The organism is Nocardia sp. NPDC003999, assembly GCF_053604885.1.
Window position 1 is genome coordinate 148,339 of the sequence record NZ_JBSGIB010000006.1, and the last position, 20,150, is coordinate 168,488.

The following is a 20,150-nucleotide window of genomic DNA, read 5'->3' on the forward strand; positions in this document are numbered from 1 at the left end:
GAGGGTCTTATGAGTGACGGGCGGGGTCAGGTGTACGACAGCGTGCGATTCGACTCGGTCACGGCGGCCAAGGCGTCGTCCGGGCTGGACGCGCTGGCCGACCGGTTGGCGTCGGATCTGCGCTCCGCGGAGGAAGCGCTGACCGTCGTACCCGCCGGCGCCGACGAGGTGTCCGGCCGGGCCGCGCAGACCGCGAACGACGTGGCGTCGTCGTACCTGGCCGGCGCGCAGGCCAGCGTGCACGAACTGCGCAAGCTGGCGGCCACGTTGCGGCTGCACTCGAACCAGTTCGACGGCATGGAATCGGCCAACACGGCCGATTTCGACACCACGGGCGGCCGGTCGGCCTGACCGTCGCCGAGCAACCGAAAGGTCTTCCGCGGCAATGATCGAACCACCGCAGCCAGGTTTCACCGGCGTGGTGTGGACCGCGCGCCCGCCCGAGCGGCTCGCGCGCGAGCTCACCACGGGGCCGGGCGCCGTGCCGATGGCCGAGGCCGTCGCCGCGTGGTCGCGCCTCGCCGCGTCGTTCGGCGCCGCTGTGGTCGAGTACGAGAAGGTTCTCGCGGACGTGCGCGGGTCCTGGCAGTCAGGACGCAGCGACGAAGTGCTGCAACAGATCACGACTCTGCGGGATTGGCTGGTCGACGCCGCCGCCGCTGCGGCGGCCAACGCCGCGCGGTTCCAGGCCCAGGTCGCCGCGTACGAGATCGCCCGGCTGGCGATGCCGAACACCGCCGATCTGGAAACCCTTCAGCAGGTGCAACGAATGCTGGAGTCGGTGACCGGGATGCTCGGTACGCCGATCCGCGCGATCGCGGCGGACACCGACGCCGAGCAGGACGCGGCGAGGGCGATGGCCTCGCGGGTCATGCGGAACTACGAGATGGCCACCGAACCACTGGCCTTGCCGTGGCAGCACCAGCAACCGCCCGTCGTGGCGCCGGAGCAGGCGCTGGCCGCCGAACAGGCCGCGGGATCGGCCGAGGCCGCGAATTCGGCCACGATGCCGCGCGGTGCGGCGCCGATCGGTGCGATGCCGATCGGGACGGTGCCCATCCCGGCGATGCCGCGGGTGCCCACCGCGTACCAGGCGCCGGTGTACGCGCAGTCGGCCGCCACGGCCGAGGTCGTCCCGCGCGCCGCCCCGGCCACGGTGAACGCGGGTGGGCAGCCCGCTCCGCTCGTTCCCGGTGCGCTGGGGCAAGCCGGGCTCGCACAAGACGCGGCACGATTCCCACGCGCCGGACTTCCCACGGAGACGAGCGATCAGATCGGCTTCGAAGGTGGCATCCAAGCCGCGCCCGCGGTGCTCGGCGGCGCCGAACCCGCGACGCACGCCGTCGCGCCGAGCGAGGCCGGTGCCCAGACGGGAGGTGCGCCGTGACGTCGCTGACGAACGACGCGCTGCTCGTCGTCGCCGAGCGGCTCGGTGTGCAAACCTTGCCGCTGGTGCTTTCCGTTGGGCCGCAACAGGATTCGATCGAGGAGTATCGCGCCGCGCGGGAGCGTGCGCTGTCCGGCCTGATCGGTGACGGCCTGCTCGACGCCGAGGGCGAAGTCGAATCCGACCTGGCCGGTGCGCTGTTCGTCCTGGCGCAGCCGGACCGCGAACTCGTCGCCCGCGTATACACCGAGGACGGCGCTCGCCGCTTCTGCCTGGCGCGCCGGGGCGAACAGCACGCGCTCGCCGTCCGCTCGGGCGACAGCTTCGAGGTGACGTCGATCTGGGCCGACGGCTCGGACGCCGCACTGACTCGTCCGCTGCTGGCCGCGCTCGGCTCGTGCGAACCCGCACGGATCGCCGGATTCAGCGCGCTCGCGAGCGAATTGGCCGACCGGATGGACGCGGCCGGGGGCTCCGGCGACTACGCCGACGCGGTGTACGCCCTTGGCGTCGGTGAGCGCGACGCCGCCGTGCTCGGCCTCGCCTTCGGCTCCTGCCGCGCCTACGCCGAGATCGTGGCATACGCCCATCGAGACGGGCTGACCAGACGGGCGCCCGGCGCGGTGGTGGTGTACGACACCGGCCGCGGCCGCATCGTCGTCGCCCCGATGGTCGCGCCGGATCAGCAGCTCTGGTCGACGGTCACGACGGGCACCGACCACCGGGTGACTCAGGCGGTCGCCACGTTGCTGGAAGGGCTGCCCGGGGGGAGGTGGCTGCCTCAGTAGCTGCTCGGTGAGATCGTCCGGATCTCCGCACCCATACAAGTTCTGACGAAAGGATCAACGAAATGGCTTACACATCTCTCGGCGACGGCTCGGGGAACACCTACGGTGTCGAAGCAGGCGGCATCGACAGCGTCGTCAGCCGCATGGAGGACTCGATCTCGACGCTGCGCACCTCGATCAACCAGATCGACGAGTCGGTGCAGGCCGTCGCGCGCGGCTGGCAGGGCGACGCCCACCGCGAGTTCAACACCGCGGCCCACGACTGGCACGACGAGGTCACCGCGCTCAACGGCAAGCTGGACCGGCTCTCGCAGGCCGTGACCTCCGGCAAGAACACCATCGTCGGCTCCGACCAGGCCGGTCTGGCGTGACCGCTGGACGGTGATGCCGTCCAGCCGGATCCCCAACCTCTCAGCAGAAGGAGACAACCATGACCATCAAGTACAACTCCCCGGCCATCACCGAGATGGTCAGTGACCTGAACCAGTACGGTTCCAACATGAAGGCGCAGATCGACGAACTCAACGGCGCCGCCGCCGCGTTCCAGCAGAACCTGCAGGGTGAGCAGGCGGTCGCGAACTTCACCAAGGCGCACAAGGATCTGACCGGCGAGCTGGAGGACACCCTCCAGAAGCTGGACAACCTGGGCGTCAAGGTGGAGAACGCGCTGAACCGCGCCATCGAGGCCGACGGCAAGGTCGGCGACGGTTTCGCCGCCTTCTGATCGCGGGGTAGCGACGAACAGCGGCCGGCTGGAACGGTAAGGGTTCCAGCCGGCCGTTTCGTGTGCGGTCAGCGGGCCGCGAGCGACTCGCCGATGTAGTGCATCTCGTCCGGTGTGGTGACCATCAGCACGGTCGCGCTGCGCGCGGCGGTGCGCACCGTGATCCGATTGGGCGCGTCCGGATCCTGGATGAGCGTGACGTCCGCGTCGACCGACCTGCCGGTATCGTCCGGCCGCCGTACGTGCACGATCGTCGCGCCGCCCGCGTGGGCGATCGGCGGGATTCCGTCGAACACCAGCACCGTCGTGCTCGGATAGGGAGCGGCGGGAGGCGGCGGGGGAGCGGGGGGATGGTAGCTGGCGCCCGCGGCCCGCGGAGCGATCGAGAGCACATGCGGTGCACCGAGATTCGCCACCATGGTGTGCCACGCCTCGGGCCGGGCGGTGTGCACGATGGCATGCGCGCCGAGCGCGGTGGCGCGCAGGATCACCTGCTGAGCGAGATCCAGGTTGCCGATCACCTCCAGGTGCCTGGTGCCCTCGCCGATCAACGGCACCGCGATGCCCTGCCCGCGCTCGTCGGCGCCGATGAGCTGGCCGCAGCCCGCCGTCGGCACCGCGAACTCGGTGAGCGCGGCCAGCGTGCCGCGATAGGCGATGTCGCTGCCCCAACGGCCTGCGTAACCGATGGGCAAGGTGTCCAACAGGATCCGCAGCTGGTTGCCGATCAGCTCGCGCAACCCTGGCAGGGGTGGTTGCTCGGGCGGTGCGACGGTGTCGAAGCGGACGACGGCGTTGAGCACAACGGTGTCGGCGAAATCGGTGTGCCGATCGTGGCGGCCCGCTCCCGGCCGCAGGCGCAACGTAACCGTGGTGGACAAGCTGGGCACCGCCCAGATGTCGGCCAGTCCGCGTGGGCCGATCATGTCGGCCGCGATCTGGTACTGGGTGAGGTAACGGCCTTGGTACTCCAACGTTTTCGGGGACTCGGCGAGTTGGTCGACGTCGAAGCCGTGGGTGAGCTGGCGCACGGCTGTGTTCATCTCGGTGGCGGTCAGCACGGACGCGGCGATGTCGTGTGCGGCGAGCCGGTTGGCGACCCGGCGGGTGGCGATGATCGCGGTGCGCAGCGCGCCGCTGCCACCGCCGCCGCGATTGTCGACCGCCTCGGCGTTGGCCAGCGGATCCATCCGCAGCACCAGCCAGCAAGTGCGGTGCGCGATGGCGGGCAGGGGGCCGAGGATGCGGTCGTAGAGTTGCGCGGCCACGCCGGTGCCCGCCGTGCGCGCGCCCGTGCTCACCACGTCGATGCCGGCCAGGGTCAGATCGAATTGATCGAGGCAGCGGGCGATCTCGGCGAGCGGGAGCAGTTGGTCGGTGCTGAGCGAACCACGGTCCAGCAGCGTCAGCGTGTCCGGCGGCGGATCGATCCGGAGCATGGTGAGCAGCAGATCGCCGTCCCAGCGCACGCCGTAACCGCCGCCCTCGGCGAGCGCAACGTCGAGGGCGGGAGCCTGTGTGAGGCGTTCGGCCGGGCGCAGTCCGGGACGTCTGCGGGCGATCGCGCTACCGAGGCGTTCGGCGGGCGTGTGGCCGCGCAGCGGCGCGAGACCGGCCAGCGCGACCACCGCGCCCGCGGCGATCGCACCCCAGATCGAATGGCTGACGGCGAGAACGATCCACGCGACCGCGGCGGCCGATATCGAGACGGGAACTGTCACGCGCAAGGGAAAAATGCGAAACAACCAGAATTCCGGATCGCGCAGTGTGTCATAGTCCGATCGGCGTTGATTTGTCGGCGCAGGCGCATCCGTTATTTCACTATCGGTTGCCTCGCCGTTCATCGTTTCGTGCACAGTTGTTTGTCCCTGCTTCGCCTCGGTACGGCCGCCGTTGATCGGCTTCGGATTCCATCGGTTCAGGGCCGTCGGTGAATTACGGTACCGTGTCGAAGAGAATGGTGATCGATAGCTCGATGGAGACCATGTGCCTGCACAGCTGACCACCCGCGCTCAGGTCAATGGATACCGATTCCTGTTGCGCAGGCTCGATCACGCGCTGGTCCGTCGCGACGTGCGCATGTTGCACGATCCGATGCGTTCGCAGATCCGCTCGCTGCTCGTCGGCGCGGTGCTCGGCGTACTCGTGGTGGCGGGCGCCGCGATCCTGGCCTTCCTGCGTCCGCAGGGCGCGATCGGCGACGCCGTGATCGTCTCCGGGAAGCAGAGCGGCGCGCTGTACGTGGTGGTACAGGGCCAGGACGGCAACAAGATCCTGCACCCGGTGCTGAATCTCGCGTCCGCGCGGTTGATCACCGGCGCCGACGCCGAGCCGCACGCGGTGAAGGACGACAAGCTCGGCGATCTGCCGCGTGGGCCGCTGCTCGGCATTCCGGGAGCGCCGAGCGCGCTGCCCGGTTCCACGCAGGGCAAGAACTCGGAGTGGTCGCTGTGCGAGACCATTCCGTTGTCCGAAGGCGGTAGCGCCGCCGCATCATCGGGCGGCACGACGACGGTGATCGCAGGCCACCCCGCGCTCGCGGACCGCATCCGGACCTCGAATCACGACGAGGCGCTGCTCGTCCGGCGCGACAACAAGACCTACCTGGTCTACGACGGCAAACGCGCCGAGGTGGACCCGGCCAATTCGGTGATGGCCAGGGCATTGGACCTGCGCGCCCAGCGGCCCCGTCCGGTCGGCACCGGGTTGCTCGGCGCGACGACGCAGGTTCCCGCGCTGGCTCCGCCGCAGATCCCCCGGGCGGGGGAGCGGGGGCCGGGCCCGCTGTCGGAGATCCCGGTCGGCGGCGTCATCTCGGTGTCCGGCGTGGGGCCGGACGGCGGTGCCGCGCTGTACGTCGTGCTCGCCGACGGTTTGCAGCCGGTGTCGCCGTTCACCGCGCAGGTGATCAGGTACGCCGATTCGCACGGCATGCGGGAGATCGCGACCATGCCTCCCGATGTGCTGGAACGGGTTCCGGTGGTCCGGCGACTGCCGGTCGACGACTTCCCGGTGCGTGCCCCGAGGATTCTGCCCGCCGAGGACGCGCCCGTCGCCTGTGTGGCCTGGGCGAAGTCGCCGGGCGCCGCTCCGGGGCAGGGCCAGGACAACACGGGTGACGGCCCCGGCGAGCGCGCGGCGGTCAGCCTGCTGGTCGGCACCCGCTTGCCGATCGCGGAGTCCGCGAAACCCGTCGAGGTGTCCACCTCCGACGGCGCGGGCGACCGGGTCGACGCGGCCTACATCCCGCCGGGTTCAGGGGAGTTCGTGCAGGTGACCGGCATGGAACCGGGTAGCCCGCGCCGCGACAGCCTGTTCTACATCGCCGATACCGGCGTGCGCTACGGCATTCCGGACGCGGCCACCGCGAACGTGCTCGGACTGGGCGGCCCCCCGCGCCTCGCGCCATGGGCGATCGTCGGCCAGATGGTCCCCGGGCCCACGCTGTCGGCGCGAGAAGCGCTGGTCAGCCACGATTCGCTGCCCACGAAATAGCGCTCGCCGGGCCGCCCGACCGGACTCAGTCCGTCCAGCCGACGTTCAGCGAGGTGAGGAGGCTGGACAAGGCCAGCTCCATGTCCGACGCCTCGATGCGGCGCAGCACCGCCTCATCGATGTCGGTCAGGTCCAGCGATTCGTCGTTGGCCAGCCGGAATTCGCGCTCTTCCTCGGCCGCTTCGATCACGTTGCGGACGAACCGACCGTTGCCTGCGAGGTCGACGCCGCGGCGCGGCTGACCGCTCTGGTCGGTGCTCTGCATCGCGTACAGGCGCTCGCAGGCCCGGACCAGCTGCTCGAGCGCTTCTTCGGACAGATCCGAATCGCGTTTCCTGGCGATCACCTGGCCGATCTGCCCCAGTTCGTCCGCCGTGTAGGACGGGAACTGCAACCGCTTCGAAAAGCGCGAGGCCAGGCCGTCGTTGGCGGTGAGCAGCCGGTCGATCTCGCCGTCGTAGCCCGCGATGATCACCACGAGACGATCACGGTCGTTCTCCATGCGCGCCAGCAGCGTGTCCACCGCTTCCCGGCCGAACGCGTCGCCGCCTTGCAGACCGGTCTGGATCAGCGTGTACGCCTCGTCGATGAACAGCACGCCGTCCATGGCGGTGTCGATCAGCTTCTCGGTCTTGATCGCGGTGCCGCCCAGGTTCTGGCTGACGAAGTCGACGCGCTTGGCCTCGACCACCTTGTCGGTCTTCAACAGGCCGACGCCGCAGTAGATCTTCGCGACCACCCGCGCGATGGTCGTCTTACCGGTGCCGGGCGGTCCGGTGAAGGCCAGGTGCTGGCCGCGCGGCTGACTCGCCAAGCCCTTCTCGGCCCGGATCTTCGCCAGTTGCGCCGACGACTGGAGCTTCGCCACCTGGGTTTTCACCGAGGCCAAGCCGATCTGCGAGTCCAGTTCGGCTCTGGCCTCGACCAGGATCTTCTTCGCCCGGTCCTGGCTCTCGGCCTGTTCCATCTGCTCCATCGACGGCGAGGACGCCGGGTCCCACTTGTCGGTGCGCGCATCGATCACCTCGCGGCTGGTGACGGTGATCCGGTAGGTGCGGTCACGCATCGCGGCCGCGTTCGCCTCGAAATCCGGTGCCTGCGAGTACACCTTCTCGAACAGGGCTTGGGCTTCCTCCTCGTTGCCCGATTCCCGCAGGCACAAGCCGCGGCAGAACATCGCGGTCGACCGCGCCGCCGGGATCGGGCCCGCCTCGGCCTGCTGCATCCGCCGGATCGCCTCGCCGAACAAGCCGAGCTGGGCGCACGCGGTGCCGACCATGACGTGCGCGCCCGCCGCCAGGTACGGATCCTCCCAGTCCGCCGAACCGGCGAGCACCGCCATCACATCGGGCCAGCGCTGGGTGTTGTAGTGCAGTACGCCACGGACATACGCGCAGATGCGGCTGTCGATCTCGCCTTCGGGGTTGCTCAGCTGTCCACCGCGGAACGTGTCGAGTTCGTCGAGCACCCGCTCGGCCTCGTCGTACTCCTTGTCGGCGATCAGCTGTGCCGCCCAGGCCAGCGTGACCTCGGTGTGGTTGGCCAGCGGGTAGTCGATGTACAGACCTGGCAGGAAGCGGCCCGCGAGTTCGCGTGGACGCAATCCGAGCCTGCGCTGCTCGCGGTAGAGCGTGCTCGCGCTGGTCTTGTGCAGATTGAACAGAACGTCCTTGGTCAGTTCGCCCGCGGCGGCGCGCCCGAGCCACGCGTCGCACATCGTGGGATCCCACTCCGTGGCGCGTTGAAAAGCCAGTTTCGCGTAGTCGAGATCACGTGCGGATTCTTGCCCCTCGATGGACAATCCGAGCGACAGGATTCCGGCATCGAATGCGCGTTGTGCTTGACGGTTGCCGGTCATTGCTGTCGAACCCCGAAATCTTCGTTTCTCGTAGTAGAGACGTTCATCTGGATACCAGACTACCGATCGCGCGTGGCCCGGTTCGTCCGTTACATTAGGTTCAGCTGCCGGGAGGTCGCAACGCAAGAGTCGGCTATGTGTGCGAGTGCTCGATGTGGTGAAGTCGGGCACTCGGGACGGGTTCCAGCAAATGTTGTCGATGCGTGAATCATTGTTCCGGATGAGGGCTGGGGAAGGTTGCCGTTGATCGAGTCGGCGAGCGGTATACGTGCCACCGAACCCGTATTGAGTCGTGTTTCGGTCATCGGTGGGAACACTCAGGTCGATGTCGGATTGCCGACCACCGTGCCGATCGCCACATTCATCGGTGATCTGGTGGCGCTCATCGAATCGCGTAACCCGGCGCGGACCGAGGCCGAGGAGGAGTCGGCGCCGCTGGACGCGCGGCACTGGACCCTGGCCCGGCTCGGCCGGGAGGCGATCGCGCCGAGTCGCACGCTCACCGAGGCCGAGGTCTACGACGGTGAGTTGCTGGTGTTGCGGTCGGTGGCCGCGAAGGAAGCGCCCGCGCTGTTCGACGACGTCATCGACGCGGTATCACGGCTGACCGCCGAGGAATTCCGGAGCTGGTCCGGGGTGGCCGCCCGCTGGATGGGTCTGGTCGTGTCGGCGCTCAGCGTGCTGGTCACGCTGGTCGTGCTGGTGATCTCGCGCGGGCACGGCGATCCGATCGCGCCCGCTCTCGCGCTGCTCGGCTGTGGCACAGCGGGATTCGTCGCTGCGGGCATCGCCGCGCACAGATACGCCGAGACGGTGACCGCGACCTGGTTGTCCCTGGACGGACTGGTACTGCTGTTCGGCGGCGCCGCGCTGCTGGTGCCGGGCACGCTCGGCAGTCCCCATCTGCTGCTGGGCAGTTCGGTGCTGCTGATCGCGGCGCTGCTGGGCTACCGGATAACCGGCACCGGCGCGACGCTGTTCTCCTGCGCCGCCGCGCTCGCCGTGATCGCGGGCGTCGCCGCGGCGATCCACCTGATCTGGCATCCGGGCCTGCCGAAATTGTCGGCCGGTCTGCTGGTGGCCGGCATCGTGATCATCTCGGCGGTGCCGCGGTTGGCGGCCGTGCTCGCGCGGCTGCCGATTCCGCCGGTTCCCACCGCGGGCGGCGCGATCGACCCGGCCGACCACGAGCCGCGACCGACCATCGAGGGCATCGGCGCCATCGGCGCCAGCGCACTGCCCTCGGCCGCGGGACTAGGGGCACGGGCACGGACGGCCAACCGGTTCCAGTCCGGCCTGGTCGCGGCGTGCACCGCGAGCGCGGTCGTCGGCGCGTTCGGCGTGGCCGATCCGCTGGGTTCCGGACGCTGGCAGGGCATCACGCTGGCGGTCGTGACCGCGATCATCCTCGCGCTGCGCGGCCGCTCGTTCGCCGATCTCACCCAAGCCGCGACGATGATCGGCGGTGGGTGCCTGACTGTCGTGGCCCTGGCCGTCGGATTCGCCGTCGGGGATTCGGATTACACCTTGCTCGCGGCAGGCGTCCTGCTCGCGTTCGCCGCGGGTGTGGTCGGGTTCGGGGTGATCGGTCCGCACATCGAGGTCACCCCGGTGACCCGGCGGATGATCGAGATCTTCGAGTACTTGCTGATCGTGGCGGTGATTCCGCTCGTGCTGTGGGTGATGAACATCTACTCGATGGCCCGGAACATATGACCGGCAGCGCCTTCCGCCGGATCGTCATGCGGATGGCCTGCGCGGCAACGGTTGCCGGCGCCGGAATCGGCGTGCCGTGGCCGAGTGCCCAGGCGATCGCCCCACCCGGCATCGACCCCGGCGCGCTCGGCGCCGCACAAGGTTTGAGCGCGCGGCCCGCGCCGTTGGAGCCGACCGAACAGCGCGCCGTCTGCGCCGAACCCCTGCTCACCGGCGCGCCGCCGGGCGAGCCTCCGATGGCCCAGCGCGTGCTGGATCTGCCGTCGGCGTGGCAGTTCAGCCGCGGCGCAGGGCAGAAGGTGGCCGTCATCGATACCGGGGTGAATCCGCACCCGCGGTTACGGTCTTTGCAACCTGGCGGTGACTTCGTCTCCGACAGCGACGGCACAGTCGATTGCGACGGCCACGGCAGCCTGGTCGCCGGAATCATCGCGGCCCAGCCCAGCCCCGGCGACGCCTTCGCAGGCGTCGCGCCCGACGCGGACCTGCTCACCATCCGGCAGCTGAGCCTGGCCTACGAGCCGAAGGACCGCGGCGGCCGTGGCGATCCGCCGGGCAAGATCAGCAGCGACGGCTACGGCAGCGTGCTCACCCTGGCGGCGGCCGTGGTCCGCGCCGTCGATCTCGGCGCCACCGTCATCAACATCTCCGAAGTAGCTTGCACCGCAGCCGGTTCGGACACCGCCGACGCTTCGCTCGGTGCGGCGGTGAAGTACGCCTACGACCGCAATGTCGTCGTGGTCGCGGCCGCGGGCAATCTGCAGCCCGACGGCGCCTGCTCGAAACAGAACGAGGGTTCCGGCTGGAGTTCGGTGGCCACGGTCGCGAGTCCGGCCTGGTTCACGCCCTACGTGCTCTCGGTGGGCTCGGTGGACTCGCCGGGCCAGGTGTCGGAGCTGTCGCTGCACGGCCCATGGGTGGGCGTCGCCGCGATCGGCCGCAATATCGTGTCGCTGGACAGCAAACCGGGCGCCACCGGCCTGGTCGACGGCGTCCAGACCACCGACGGAATCCGGGCCGTGGAGGGCACCAGCTTCGCGGCCCCCTACGTGGCCGGGCTGGCCGCGCTGGTGCGGGCACGCTTTCCGGAACTCACCGCGCAGCAGGTGATGGACCGCATCATCCGCACCGCGCACGGACCGGGCACCGGCCGCGACGACCGGATCGGCCACGGCCTGATCGATCCGCTCGCCGCGCTCACCGCGCAGCTGCCGGAGAAACCCGTGAGCGCGGGCGCCGACGCCGCACGAGCCGTCGCCGCGCCGGTGATCCCGCCGGGCCCCGACCCGCGGCCGCGCCGGATCGCGGTGATCGGCTCCATCGTCTCCCTGGCCTGCCTCGCCATCGGTGTGGCCGTGGCGTTCCCGTTCCGGCGGACCAGGCAGGACCTGAACGCGGAATTCGATCCGTAGCGCGGGCGCAGCTCGACCGCTCGCCGCCGACCGAACGAAGGAATCATGGCTACCGAAGGCTTTGTGCGCCGCCCCCGTATCGCGCCGCCCCGGGCACCCGGTGGTGAGGTGGCGCTGACCGCTCCGCCGGAGATCGCGCGCGCCCTGCCCGCGCCGCTGATGATGAAGCTGATGCCGGTCGTCATGGTGGTCGCGGTGGTCGGCATGATCGCCATGATGGCGATGATGGGCCGCAACCTACTGGCCAATCCGTTCATGATGATGTTCCCGATGATGATGCTCATGTCGATGGTCGGCATGATGGCGGGCTTCCGTGGCGGCGGCCCCAAGCGCGCGGTGGAACTCAACGAGGAGCGCAAGGACTACTTCCGCTATCTGGACCAGGTCCGCAAGGAGGTGCGCCGCACCGGCGGCAAGCAGCTGGAGACGCTCCGGTGGAGTCACCCCGAACCCGCCGACCTGCCGTCCCTGATCGGGACGAGGCGAATGTGGGAGCGCAGGCCCAACGACCCGGACTTCGGACACGTGCGCGTCGGGGTCGGCAGCCACCGGCTGGCCACCAAACTGGCGCGCCCCGAGACGGGGCCGCTGGAGGATCTGGAACCGGTGTCCACCGTGGCCCTGCGCCGATTCGTGCGCACCCATTCGGTGGTGCACCGCCTGCCGACCGCCGTGTCGCTGCGCGCGTTCCCCGCGATCAACATCGGCGGCCCGGTCGAGGACGCGCGCATGCTGGCGCGGGCGATGCTGATGGAGCTGGCCGCATTCCACGGACCCGACCATCTCGCCATCGCGATCGTCTGCTCGGACCCGGACGGCCCGGCCTGGTCCTGGGCGAAATGGCTACCGCAACTGCAGCATCCGACCCAGCGCGACGGCATGGGCTCGACGCGGATGATGTACCACTCGCTCGGTGAACTGGAAACGGCGCTGGCGGCCGAGCTGCTCGAGCGCGGCCGGTTCATGCGCAACCCACAGCCGACCCAGGGGCGACTACATCTGGTCGTCGTCATCGACGACGGCTACGTCAGCGGCAGCGAACGGCTGGTCAGCGAATCGGGCCTGGATTCGGTGACGGTGCTCGACCTCACCGCGCCGGAAGGCGGGCTCGCGGCGCGGCGCGGACTGCAACTGGTCGTCGGCGACGGCGAGGTGGCCGCGCGCAGTGCGGCCGGCGTGGAGAAGTTCGCCACCGCCGACGAGGTGAGCACGGCGGAGTCCGAGTCCTTCGCTCGCGCGCTGGCCAGATACCGGCTCGCGACGGCCGCGCAGATCGTGAGTCTCGGTGAGGGAACCACGGCCGATCCGGGACTGATGGCGCTACTGAAGATCCCGGACGCGGCCCAGATCGATCCGGCGCGGGTGTGGCGTCCGCGCACCGGCAGGGAGCGGCTGCGGGTGCCGATCGGCATCACCCCCGACGGCACTCCGGTGGAGATCGACATCAAGGAGTCGGCCGAGAACGGCATGGGCCCGCACGGCCTGTGCATCGGCGCCACCGGCTCCGGAAAGTCGGAATTCCTGCGCACTCTGGTGCTCTCGCTGGTCACCACGCATTCGCCGGACGCGCTGAACCTGGTGCTCGTCGACTTCAAGGGCGGCGCGACCTTCCTCGGCCTGGACTCGCTGCCGCACGTCGCCGCCGTGATCACCAACCTGGAAGAGGAACTCTCGCTGGTCGATCGCATGAAGGACGCGCTCGCGGGCGAGATGAACCGCCGCCAGGAGCTGCTGCGTTCGGCGGGCAACTACGCCAACGTCACCGACTACGAGAAGGCGCGCGCCGCGGGAGTGCCGCTCGATCCGCTGCCCGCGCTTTTCATCGTGGTCGACGAGTTCTCCGAACTGCTCTCGCAGAAGCCGGATTTCGCGGAGCTGTTCGTGATGATCGGCCGCCTCGGCCGGTCGCTGCACGTGCACCTGCTGCTGGCGTCGCAGCGCCTGGAGGAGAACAAGCTGCGCGGACTGGAATCGCATCTGTCCTATCGCATCGGCCTGCGCACGTTCTCGGCGAACGAGTCGCGTGCGGTGCTCGGCATCACCGACGCCTACCATCTGCCCAGCGTGCCCGGATCGGGATATCTGAAGAGCGACGCGTCGGATCCGTTGCGGTTCAACGCCAGTTACGTGTCCGGTCCGTACGTCGCGCCGCAGGGCACGGTGACCGGCGAGGACGGCAGCCCGGTCGCGGGCAGGCGGCCCGCGTTGTTCACCGCCGTGCCGGTGGAGATACCCGACCCGATCGATGCGGAGACCGAAGCGGAACCGGTCGCGCCGTCGAACCCGCTGCTGGAGCTGCCGCCGCCACCGTCGGCCGCTGGGGCCGTGCCCAGCGCCGACGAGGGCATCCCGGACACGTTGCTCGACGTGGTCGTCAAGCGGCTCACCGGGCACGGCCGCCCGGCGCACGAGGTGTGGTTGCCGCCGCTGGACGAATCCCCGACGGTGGACATGCTGCTGCCGGACCCGGACTGGCGTTCGCCGGTCAACCGGCACGGCCAACTGTGGATGCCGATCGGCGTCATCGACAAGCCCTACGAGCAGCGCCGCGATGTGCTCACCATCAATCTGGCTGGCGCCCAGGGCAATGTCGCGGTCGTCGGCGGCCCGCAGTCGGGCAAGTCGACGACCCTGCGCACCATCATCATGGCGACCGCGGCCACGCACACTCCCGAACAGGCGCAGTTCTACTGCCTCGACTTCGGCGGCGGCAGCATGGCGGGCTTGTCCGGCGTGCCGCACGTGGGCTCGGTGGCCGGTCGCCTCGACGGCGATCGGGTGCGCCGCACCGTCGCCGAGCTCACCACGCTGATGCGTCAGCGCGAGGAGCGGTTCGCCGCGCTGGGCATCGAATCGATGGCCGAGTTCCGGCGCCGCAAGTTCGGCGAGGGCCGTCGCGTTCCGGATGGCACAGCCGGGCCCGCCGATCCGTTGGCCGACGACAAGTTCGGCGACGTGTTCCTGGTGATCGACGGCTGGGCCGCGATCCGCGAAGAGTTCGACCTGCTGGAGCCGCAGATCAACGCCATCGCGGCCCAGGGCCTGTCGTTCGGCATCCACCTGATGATCGGCGCCGCGCGCTGGGCCGAGATCCGCCCGGTGGTCAAGGACCAGATCGGCACCCGGGTCGAGCTGCGACTCGGCGATCCGTCCGACTCGGAGATGGGCAGGCGCACCGCGCACCAGGTTCCGGTCGGACGCCCGGGGCGCGGTCTGACCGCGGACCAGCTGCACATGCTGATCGCCTTGCCGCGCCTGGACTCCGACTCCGACCAGGGCAGCCTGGCCGACGGTGTCGCGCAGGCGCGGGCCGGACTCGAACAGCAGTACCCGAACCGCCGCGCGCCCGAAGTGCGCATGTTGCCGCTGCGCTTCGGCAGGGACGAGCTGATGGCCTCGGCGAAGGCGGAAGGCGTCGAGCTCGGCCCCACTCGCGTGGTCGTCGGTCGCGGCGAGTCCGAATTGCAGCCGCTGGTGCTGGATTTCGGCGTAGAACCGCACTTCATGGCCTTCGCGGACGTGGAATGCGGCAAGACCACCCTGTTGCGCAACATCGTGATGGGCGTGGTGGAACAGTCGACCACCGAGCAGGCCAGGATCATCATGGTGGACTACCGCCGGACCATGCTCGGCGTGGTCGAGGGCGACCACCTGGCCGGATACTCGACGTCGTCGCAGACCTGCGGTCCGATGATCCAAGAGGTGGCCGGGTATCTCGCCAAGCGGATTCCCGGCTCGGATATCACACCGCAGCAACTGCGCGAACGCAGTTGGTGGAGCGGCCCGGAGATCTACATCGTGGTCGACGACTACGATATGGTGGCGGCCGGTACCGGCATGAACCCGTTCGCGCCGCTGTTGGAATACCTGCCCCAAGCGCGGGACATCGGCATGCATTTCGTGGTAACCCGCCGCAGCGGCGGTGTGTCCCGCGCGCTGTACGACCCGATTCTGGGCACCATGAAGAACCTTTCGGTGGAGACGCTGATCATGAGCGGGTCGCGTGACGAGGGCAAGCTGATCGGCGACGTGCGGCCGAGCAAGCTGCCGCCCGGCCGTGGAACACTGGTCTCGCGCAGCAGGGGTATCGAGATGGTGCACATCGCGCACTTGCCGCCCATCTGATCGGTTCGCCGTCGTGCGCCGGATATTCCGGCGTGCGCGGAGCGGCTCGTGAGTGCGCGGCACGATCGCGCACAAGGCGTCCTGCGATATTCGGTTACGCCGTGCCCGTCGCGCGCGGCGGGCAGCCCCGGACAGCGCGGATCGTTCAGTTGTCGCCGCGTGGGATCAGTTGTTCGGCGGCGGTGGGCGCAAAAGCGCAGGCGCGGCCACTCGCCCGACAGCGGGGACCGGCACGGGAAGTGCGGGATCCCAGCTATCGGTTCTTCGCTCGAACAGCGCGCGTGACGGGCCCAGCGCGAGCGGGCCCGCGATGCGCACCAAACGGAATCCCGCCGAACGGTAGTAGGCGTGCAGGTCGGTATTGGTGGTCCACGCGTCGAGCCGGACCCAGGCGCGGCCCTGCGAGCGGGCGAGCAGTCCCGCGTGCGCCAGCAGGTGATGGCCCACGCGCCGGCCCGCGAAACGCAGATCCACGATCATGTAATGGGCGATCACCGCATCGTCGAGTTCCCACGCCGACCATAGACCGGCGTCGGCGCGGTCGTTGACCGTGATCGTTCCCGCCGGTTCGCCCGCGACCTCGGCGATCCAGGTCTCGCCCGCGTCCAGCGACCGTCCCACGGCGCGAGCGAAGATCTCGATGGGCAGGCCGCGTCCGGCGACCGTCCACTGATCGGAGCCGCGCGCGGTGAGCCACGCCGTGCGCTGCACGCGCAGGCGGCAGATCATGCCGAGATCGCCCCATGTCGCCTGGCGCAGCGCGATCGTCATGGGCTAGGCCCGGCCGGTCCCGTGCGAATCGGCAAGCGTGGTCCGGATGACTGCGGTGCCTTCGGCGTCGCCGAGCTCGTAGGCGAGCCGATTGCCGGAGGCGAGCGAACGTTGCCGCGTGGCACGGGTGACGCGCTCGTGGTTGGCGCCGATGCGCAGGTGGTCGAGCAGGATGGTGCCGGTGGCGACGCCGAGCACCAAGGCTTCCTCCGCGGTGGCAGGCCGGGCGACGAGCGTGTCGCGGTGCGCGGTCTCGGCATGACCCCGGTCGGCGAGGCGGCGGGTGGTGCCCTCCGGAATATCGTGCGGTGAGTCGATTCCGGTGGCCTCGGCCAGATCACGGGGATAGAAGCTGACCTCCCACGACCACGGCTCATGGTCGAGATACTGGACCACCGTCCTGGCCAGCACCCACGAATCCGGCGGTATCCCCAACCAAGACGCGACTTCGGGGCTGGCGGGCTCCATCTTCGCGCTGAACTCCTTCGACGGCTCCCGGTGCGCGGCCCGCGCGATCTCCTCGAAGATGTCGTGCGGGGTCTGCGGCCGGTCGGGGCGGATGGAATCGGTGACAACGGATTCCAGGATTTCCTGGTTTCGAACGATCGTTCCGCGGGAAGTAGCTGTATAGACGAGATTTTCGGTCACCAGCACCTGGATCGCGTTGCGGGCCGTGGTAATCGAGACCTGCATTTGATCGGCAAGCTCCGAGTGACTGGGCAGTCGATCGCCCGGTTTCCACTTGGCTGCGCGGATCTCCTCGCGGAGGAGGTCTGCGATCCGGTGATACGTCGGACCGTCCGCCATCTTGCTCCTCGGTTGGTCATGCAGGTAACGAAGTGTACTCTCCGTGACTCCCTACGGCCCGTTAACGCTTGACAGGTGCCTTCAGAGGTTTATTGTAATGAAGTCCTGATCCGGTGTTGTGCGGCGATGACGGCGAGGCAACGTGGCAGGTTCGGATACAACGGTCGTAATGGCCCTCCCTGGCACACCTAGGTGTGTCGATCCTTCGGTGCGCTCTTCGGCACCGGGATTGCTTCCCACGTCCGACCTATTGGTTCGGGCGTGTCGCGGACACCGCGTGGTCGGTGGTCCGCTCTTGTGGTTCGCTCGTGATCTGGCAGTGCTACATGAGCGCCGCCTGGTCGGCCGCGGTGGTTCGGTGGACACCTCCGTGGCGGTGGTTCGCGAAATCGAGCGTCGCAGAGTCGAATTGGTGATGGCCATCGACGACTGGGTGATGCGAAGTGTGCCGCAGCATCGGCTCGGCGCCACTCTGCACACCGAAACGGTGGGTGCGGTGATCGATCGCCTCGCCGAGTCGTCGGTGCGCGCGCACCACGCGTTGATGACTCTGAACGCGCACGACGATTTGCTGCACAACGCGTGGCATCATCTCGCCGAACTCGCGGACGCCTATGACGATCTGGTGCGCGACGTCATGGCGGGCAGGCGGCGTCTGCCCGAGTGGTGAGCGGCTGATCCGTTCGCCCTTCGCCCCGCCGGGCCACCGCCCGGCGGGTGTCACGGGTGGTAACGACGATGATCGGTGGCGAAGTCGTCCGCGACGGTCGCGGCCAGCTCGACGTAGGCCCGCTTGGTCTGCTTGTGCAAGCGGTGCAAATCGATTTCGGCGCCCTCGGACATGTGCGCGTCGAACGGGATGATGTGCACGGCGCGGCACCGGGACAGGAAGTACTCCCGTAGCTGCTGGATACCGACGTTCGGTGATCCGGCCCGCGGGGAGTTGATCACCACCACCGCGTTGCGCACCAAATGGTCGTGGCCGTGCAGCGACAACCAGTCCAATGTGGCTGCGGCACTGCGGGCTCCGTCGATCGCGGGGGAGGAGATCAGGACCAGCGAGTGCGCTAGGTCGAGCACACCGGACATGGCCGAATGCATGAGCCCGGTACCGCAGTCGGTGAGGATGATGTTGTAGAACCGCTGCAGGATTCGGGCGACCGCGCGGTACTCCTCTTCGCTGAACGCCTCCGACGCGGCCGGATCACGTTCGCTGGCGAGCACTTCCAGGCGGCTCGTCGCCTGCGAGGTGTGCCTGCGCACATCCGAATAGCGCTGGATGGTCGAATCGAGGAGCAGGTCGCGCACGGTGGACCTGGTCTGCAGGGGCACCCGCTGCGACAGCGTGCCGAAGTCGGGATTGGCGTCGACGGCGATCACCCGGTCGCCCCGGATCGAGGCGAAGGTGGAGCCGAGACCCATTGTGGTGGTGGTCTTTCCGACACCGCCCTTGAGCGACAGCACCGCGATCCGGTAGTCGCCGCGGACGGGCTGCCTGATCCGCGCGACCAGTTCCTGCAACCTGCGTTCCTCGGCGGACATACCGGGGTTGATCGCGCCGCCGGACACGTGGTGCACGGCCTTGCGCCACCCGGTTCCCGGAGCTTTCTTGGCCCGGCGCAGCGGCACGTCGTCGAGTGAAGGCTGCTGGAACGGGGCGCCCTGCTGCCGGCCGGGCGGCTGTGGGTAGCCGGGAGGCGTGCCCCACTGCGGAGCGGGGTGACCAGTGGCTTGGTGCGGCGGCACGGAATGCGGTGATGCCGGACCGGATTCGGGCGCGGCAGCATTGCGCCACTGGTCGACGGGGACCTGCGGTGCGCTGCCCGCTGCCTGATCGCCCGCGAACTGCGTCGGGTGACCGGCGGGTACGCCGCTCGAGGCGTTGGGGTGCGGCTGTGGCGCGCCCGCGTCGTAAGCCGCATCCGGACGGGGCTGAGGCGCAGGCTGCTGGTCGGAGTTCGGCGCTTGTCCGACCGGCGGCTGGGACGCCGAAGGTTCGTTCGGCTCCGCCGACAGCCGGTGGCGTCCGCCACCGGCGACAGGTCGCGCCGCCACCGGGCCGATGTCGGTCGCGCCGGCGCGGTTCGACGCCGGTGCGCTCGAGTCCCTTTGTGCGCGAGTCGCATCGACCGACCCCGCCGAGTCGGGCTGCACGGGGGCCTCCGGCGCGGTACCGGATGCACTGTTGTGCGGCGCGGGCGGGTCGGGCAGCGGTGGGAGTCGGCGCGGCGCGTCGGTCGCGGGCGCGGCGGCCTGCTCGGGCCGAGGAGCCGCGAGCCACGGCGGCGGACCATCGGGAATCACCGCCGTGGGAACGGGTGCGGCGGTCTGCGGGGCTTGCGCCGGATGCTCGGTAATGGGTGGTGTCCGGTGGGCATCGCTCGACGGCGTGATGTCCCCGGTGCCCAGTGTGGAGCCATGCTCGGATCCCGCACCTGCCGACGTTGTCGGGGCCTGAGCCGCTGCCGCGCTCCGGTTCACCCCGGCAGTGGTGTTCGCGCTGTGCGGTTCGGTCGGGCTTGCGCCGGTGGATGAGGTGGCGGTCTCGGCGCCGGTCAGCGTCGCTTCTCGGCTCTCGGCCTGCCGAACAGCGTCCGCTCTCCCGGAAACGGGATCCTCAGCGGAACGTGCCGCTGTCGGAGCGCCGTGCGGCCCTGCGTGCTCGTCCGTTGACGGCCCGGATTGCTCGCCGTGCGGTGACTGCGCATTTTCGCTCAGCGGGTCGGGGGCCTGCCACGCGCTGGATACTGGCGTGGCGGTCGGGGCCGACGGGTCTCCGCCCTGCCGTGCCGCGTCCTCCGGGCCGGTTACGGGCGAGGTCCCGCCGCTGGTCGGGTCTGCTGACGGTGGAGCGGATGGCACGCCGGTCGGTGCCTGAGCGTTCTGCCGCGCGGTGTGGTCGGCCGTGCTTCGGTCGGGAGTCGACGTCGCCGGGTCGATGGGTGGCTGCGGTGCGGGTTGTGTGCTGGTCGGTGTCGAGGAGTGTCCGCCCTGCGGCGCTGTCTGGTCCGGAGCGGATGGCACGCCGGTCGGTGCCTGAGCGTTCTGCCGCGCGGTGTGGTCGGCC

15 protein-coding genes are annotated in these 20,150 nt (G+C 69.5%); 10 read left to right on the forward strand and 5 right to left on the reverse strand.

All coding sequences use genetic code 11. The features are described from left to right. The first annotated feature begins 9 nt into the window (after positions 1-9). The 5 genes from ACWESM_RS15440 to ACWESM_RS15460 all read left to right on the forward strand — a co-directional run bounded on the left by ACWESM_RS15440 (position 10) and on the right by ACWESM_RS15460 (position 2,899). Complete coding sequence (locus ACWESM_RS15440) at positions 10-351, forward strand: PE family protein (protein WP_355076176.1); 342 nt, start codon at positions 10-12, stop codon at positions 349-351. A 34-nt stretch (positions 352-385) separates the two neighbouring features. Then, a complete protein-coding gene (locus ACWESM_RS15445; protein ID WP_452492259.1) occupies positions 386-1,387 on the forward strand; it encodes a PPE domain-containing protein in 1,002 nt (333 codons plus the stop codon). After that, positions 1,384-2,175, forward strand: a complete 792-nt coding sequence (locus ACWESM_RS15450) for an ESX secretion-associated protein EspG (RefSeq protein ID WP_452492261.1) — start codon at positions 1,384-1,386, stop codon at positions 2,173-2,175. The genes ACWESM_RS15445 and ACWESM_RS15450 overlap by 4 nt, the downstream gene beginning before the upstream one ends. Positions 2,176-2,237: 62 nt before the next feature. Continuing rightward, entirely contained in the window at positions 2,238-2,546 is a 309-nt protein-coding gene (locus tag ACWESM_RS15455) for a WXG100 family type VII secretion target (RefSeq protein ID WP_355076182.1), read from the forward strand. A gap of 59 nt (positions 2,547-2,605) precedes the next feature. Next, the gene (locus ACWESM_RS15460; protein ID WP_356964767.1) at positions 2,606-2,899 is read left to right on the forward strand and encodes a WXG100 family type VII secretion target; all 294 of its coding nucleotides are present in this window, start codon (positions 2,606-2,608) and stop codon (positions 2,897-2,899) included. 68 nt (positions 2,900-2,967) lie between these two features. On the opposite strand, the gene eccE is transcribed toward ACWESM_RS15460, so the two are convergent. Beyond that, a complete protein-coding gene (gene eccE / locus ACWESM_RS15465) occupies positions 2,968-4,620 on the reverse strand; it encodes a type VII secretion protein EccE (RefSeq protein WP_364430852.1) in 1,653 nt (550 codons plus the stop codon). 265 nt (positions 4,621-4,885) lie between these two features. Between eccE and eccB the strand changes: the two genes are divergently transcribed. Then, positions 4,886-6,394 carry a type VII secretion protein EccB gene (gene eccB / locus ACWESM_RS15470; protein WP_452492263.1) on the forward strand — a complete coding sequence of 503 codons (1,509 nt, stop codon included), beginning with the start codon at positions 4,886-4,888 and terminating at the stop codon, positions 6,392-6,394. 25 nt (positions 6,395-6,419) lie between these two features. Here eccB and eccA read toward each other — a convergent pair whose 3' ends face one another. After that, a complete protein-coding gene (eccA, locus tag ACWESM_RS15475) occupies positions 6,420-8,252 on the reverse strand; it encodes a type VII secretion AAA-ATPase EccA (RefSeq protein ID WP_364430858.1) in 1,833 nt (610 codons plus the stop codon). Between the two features lie 285 nt (positions 8,253-8,537). Between eccA and eccD the strand changes: the two genes are divergently transcribed. Genes eccD through eccCa form a run of 3 tightly spaced genes read left to right on the forward strand, consistent with a single transcriptional unit; the run spans position 8,538 to position 15,505 of the window. Further along, on the forward strand, positions 8,538-9,968 hold the full coding sequence (eccD, locus tag ACWESM_RS15480) for a type VII secretion integral membrane protein EccD (RefSeq protein ID WP_452492265.1): 1,431 nt from the start codon (positions 8,538-8,540) through the stop codon (positions 9,966-9,968). Positions 9,969-10,000: 32 nt separating this feature from the next. Then, positions 10,001-11,380 (forward strand): type VII secretion-associated serine protease mycosin, encoded by a 1,380-nt coding sequence (gene mycP / locus ACWESM_RS15485; RefSeq protein WP_452492342.1) that lies wholly within the window; start codon positions 10,001-10,003, stop codon positions 11,378-11,380. Positions 11,381-11,425: 45 nt separating this feature from the next. Then, positions 11,426-15,505 (forward strand): type VII secretion protein EccCa, encoded by a 4,080-nt coding sequence (eccCa, locus tag ACWESM_RS15490; RefSeq protein ID WP_364430864.1) that lies wholly within the window; start codon positions 11,426-11,428, stop codon positions 15,503-15,505. A 165-nt stretch (positions 15,506-15,670) separates the two neighbouring features. On the opposite strand, the gene ACWESM_RS15495 is transcribed toward eccCa, so the two are convergent. Then, the gene (locus tag ACWESM_RS15495; protein ID WP_364430867.1) at positions 15,671-16,276 is read right to left on the reverse strand and encodes a GNAT family N-acetyltransferase; all 606 of its coding nucleotides are present in this window, start codon (positions 16,274-16,276) and stop codon (positions 15,671-15,673) included. 3 nt (positions 16,277-16,279) lie between these two features. After that, positions 16,280-17,083: a GntR family transcriptional regulator gene (locus tag ACWESM_RS15500; protein ID WP_355076198.1), complete on the reverse strand. Its 804-nt coding sequence runs from the start codon at positions 17,081-17,083 to the stop codon at positions 16,280-16,282. 358 nt (positions 17,084-17,441) lie between these two features. Here ACWESM_RS15500 and ACWESM_RS15505 point away from each other — a divergent pair, with 358 nt between their 5' ends. Then, entirely contained in the window at positions 17,442-17,753 is a 312-nt protein-coding gene (locus ACWESM_RS15505; protein ID WP_355076200.1) for a DUF4254 domain-containing protein, read from the forward strand. A 50-nt stretch (positions 17,754-17,803) separates the two neighbouring features. On the opposite strand, the gene ACWESM_RS15510 is transcribed toward ACWESM_RS15505, so the two are convergent. Then, the gene (locus ACWESM_RS15510; protein ID WP_452492267.1) at positions 17,804-19,387 is read right to left on the reverse strand and encodes a nucleotide-binding protein; all 1,584 of its coding nucleotides are present in this window, start codon (positions 19,385-19,387) and stop codon (positions 17,804-17,806) included. Between the last annotated feature and the right edge of the window lie 763 nt (positions 19,388-20,150).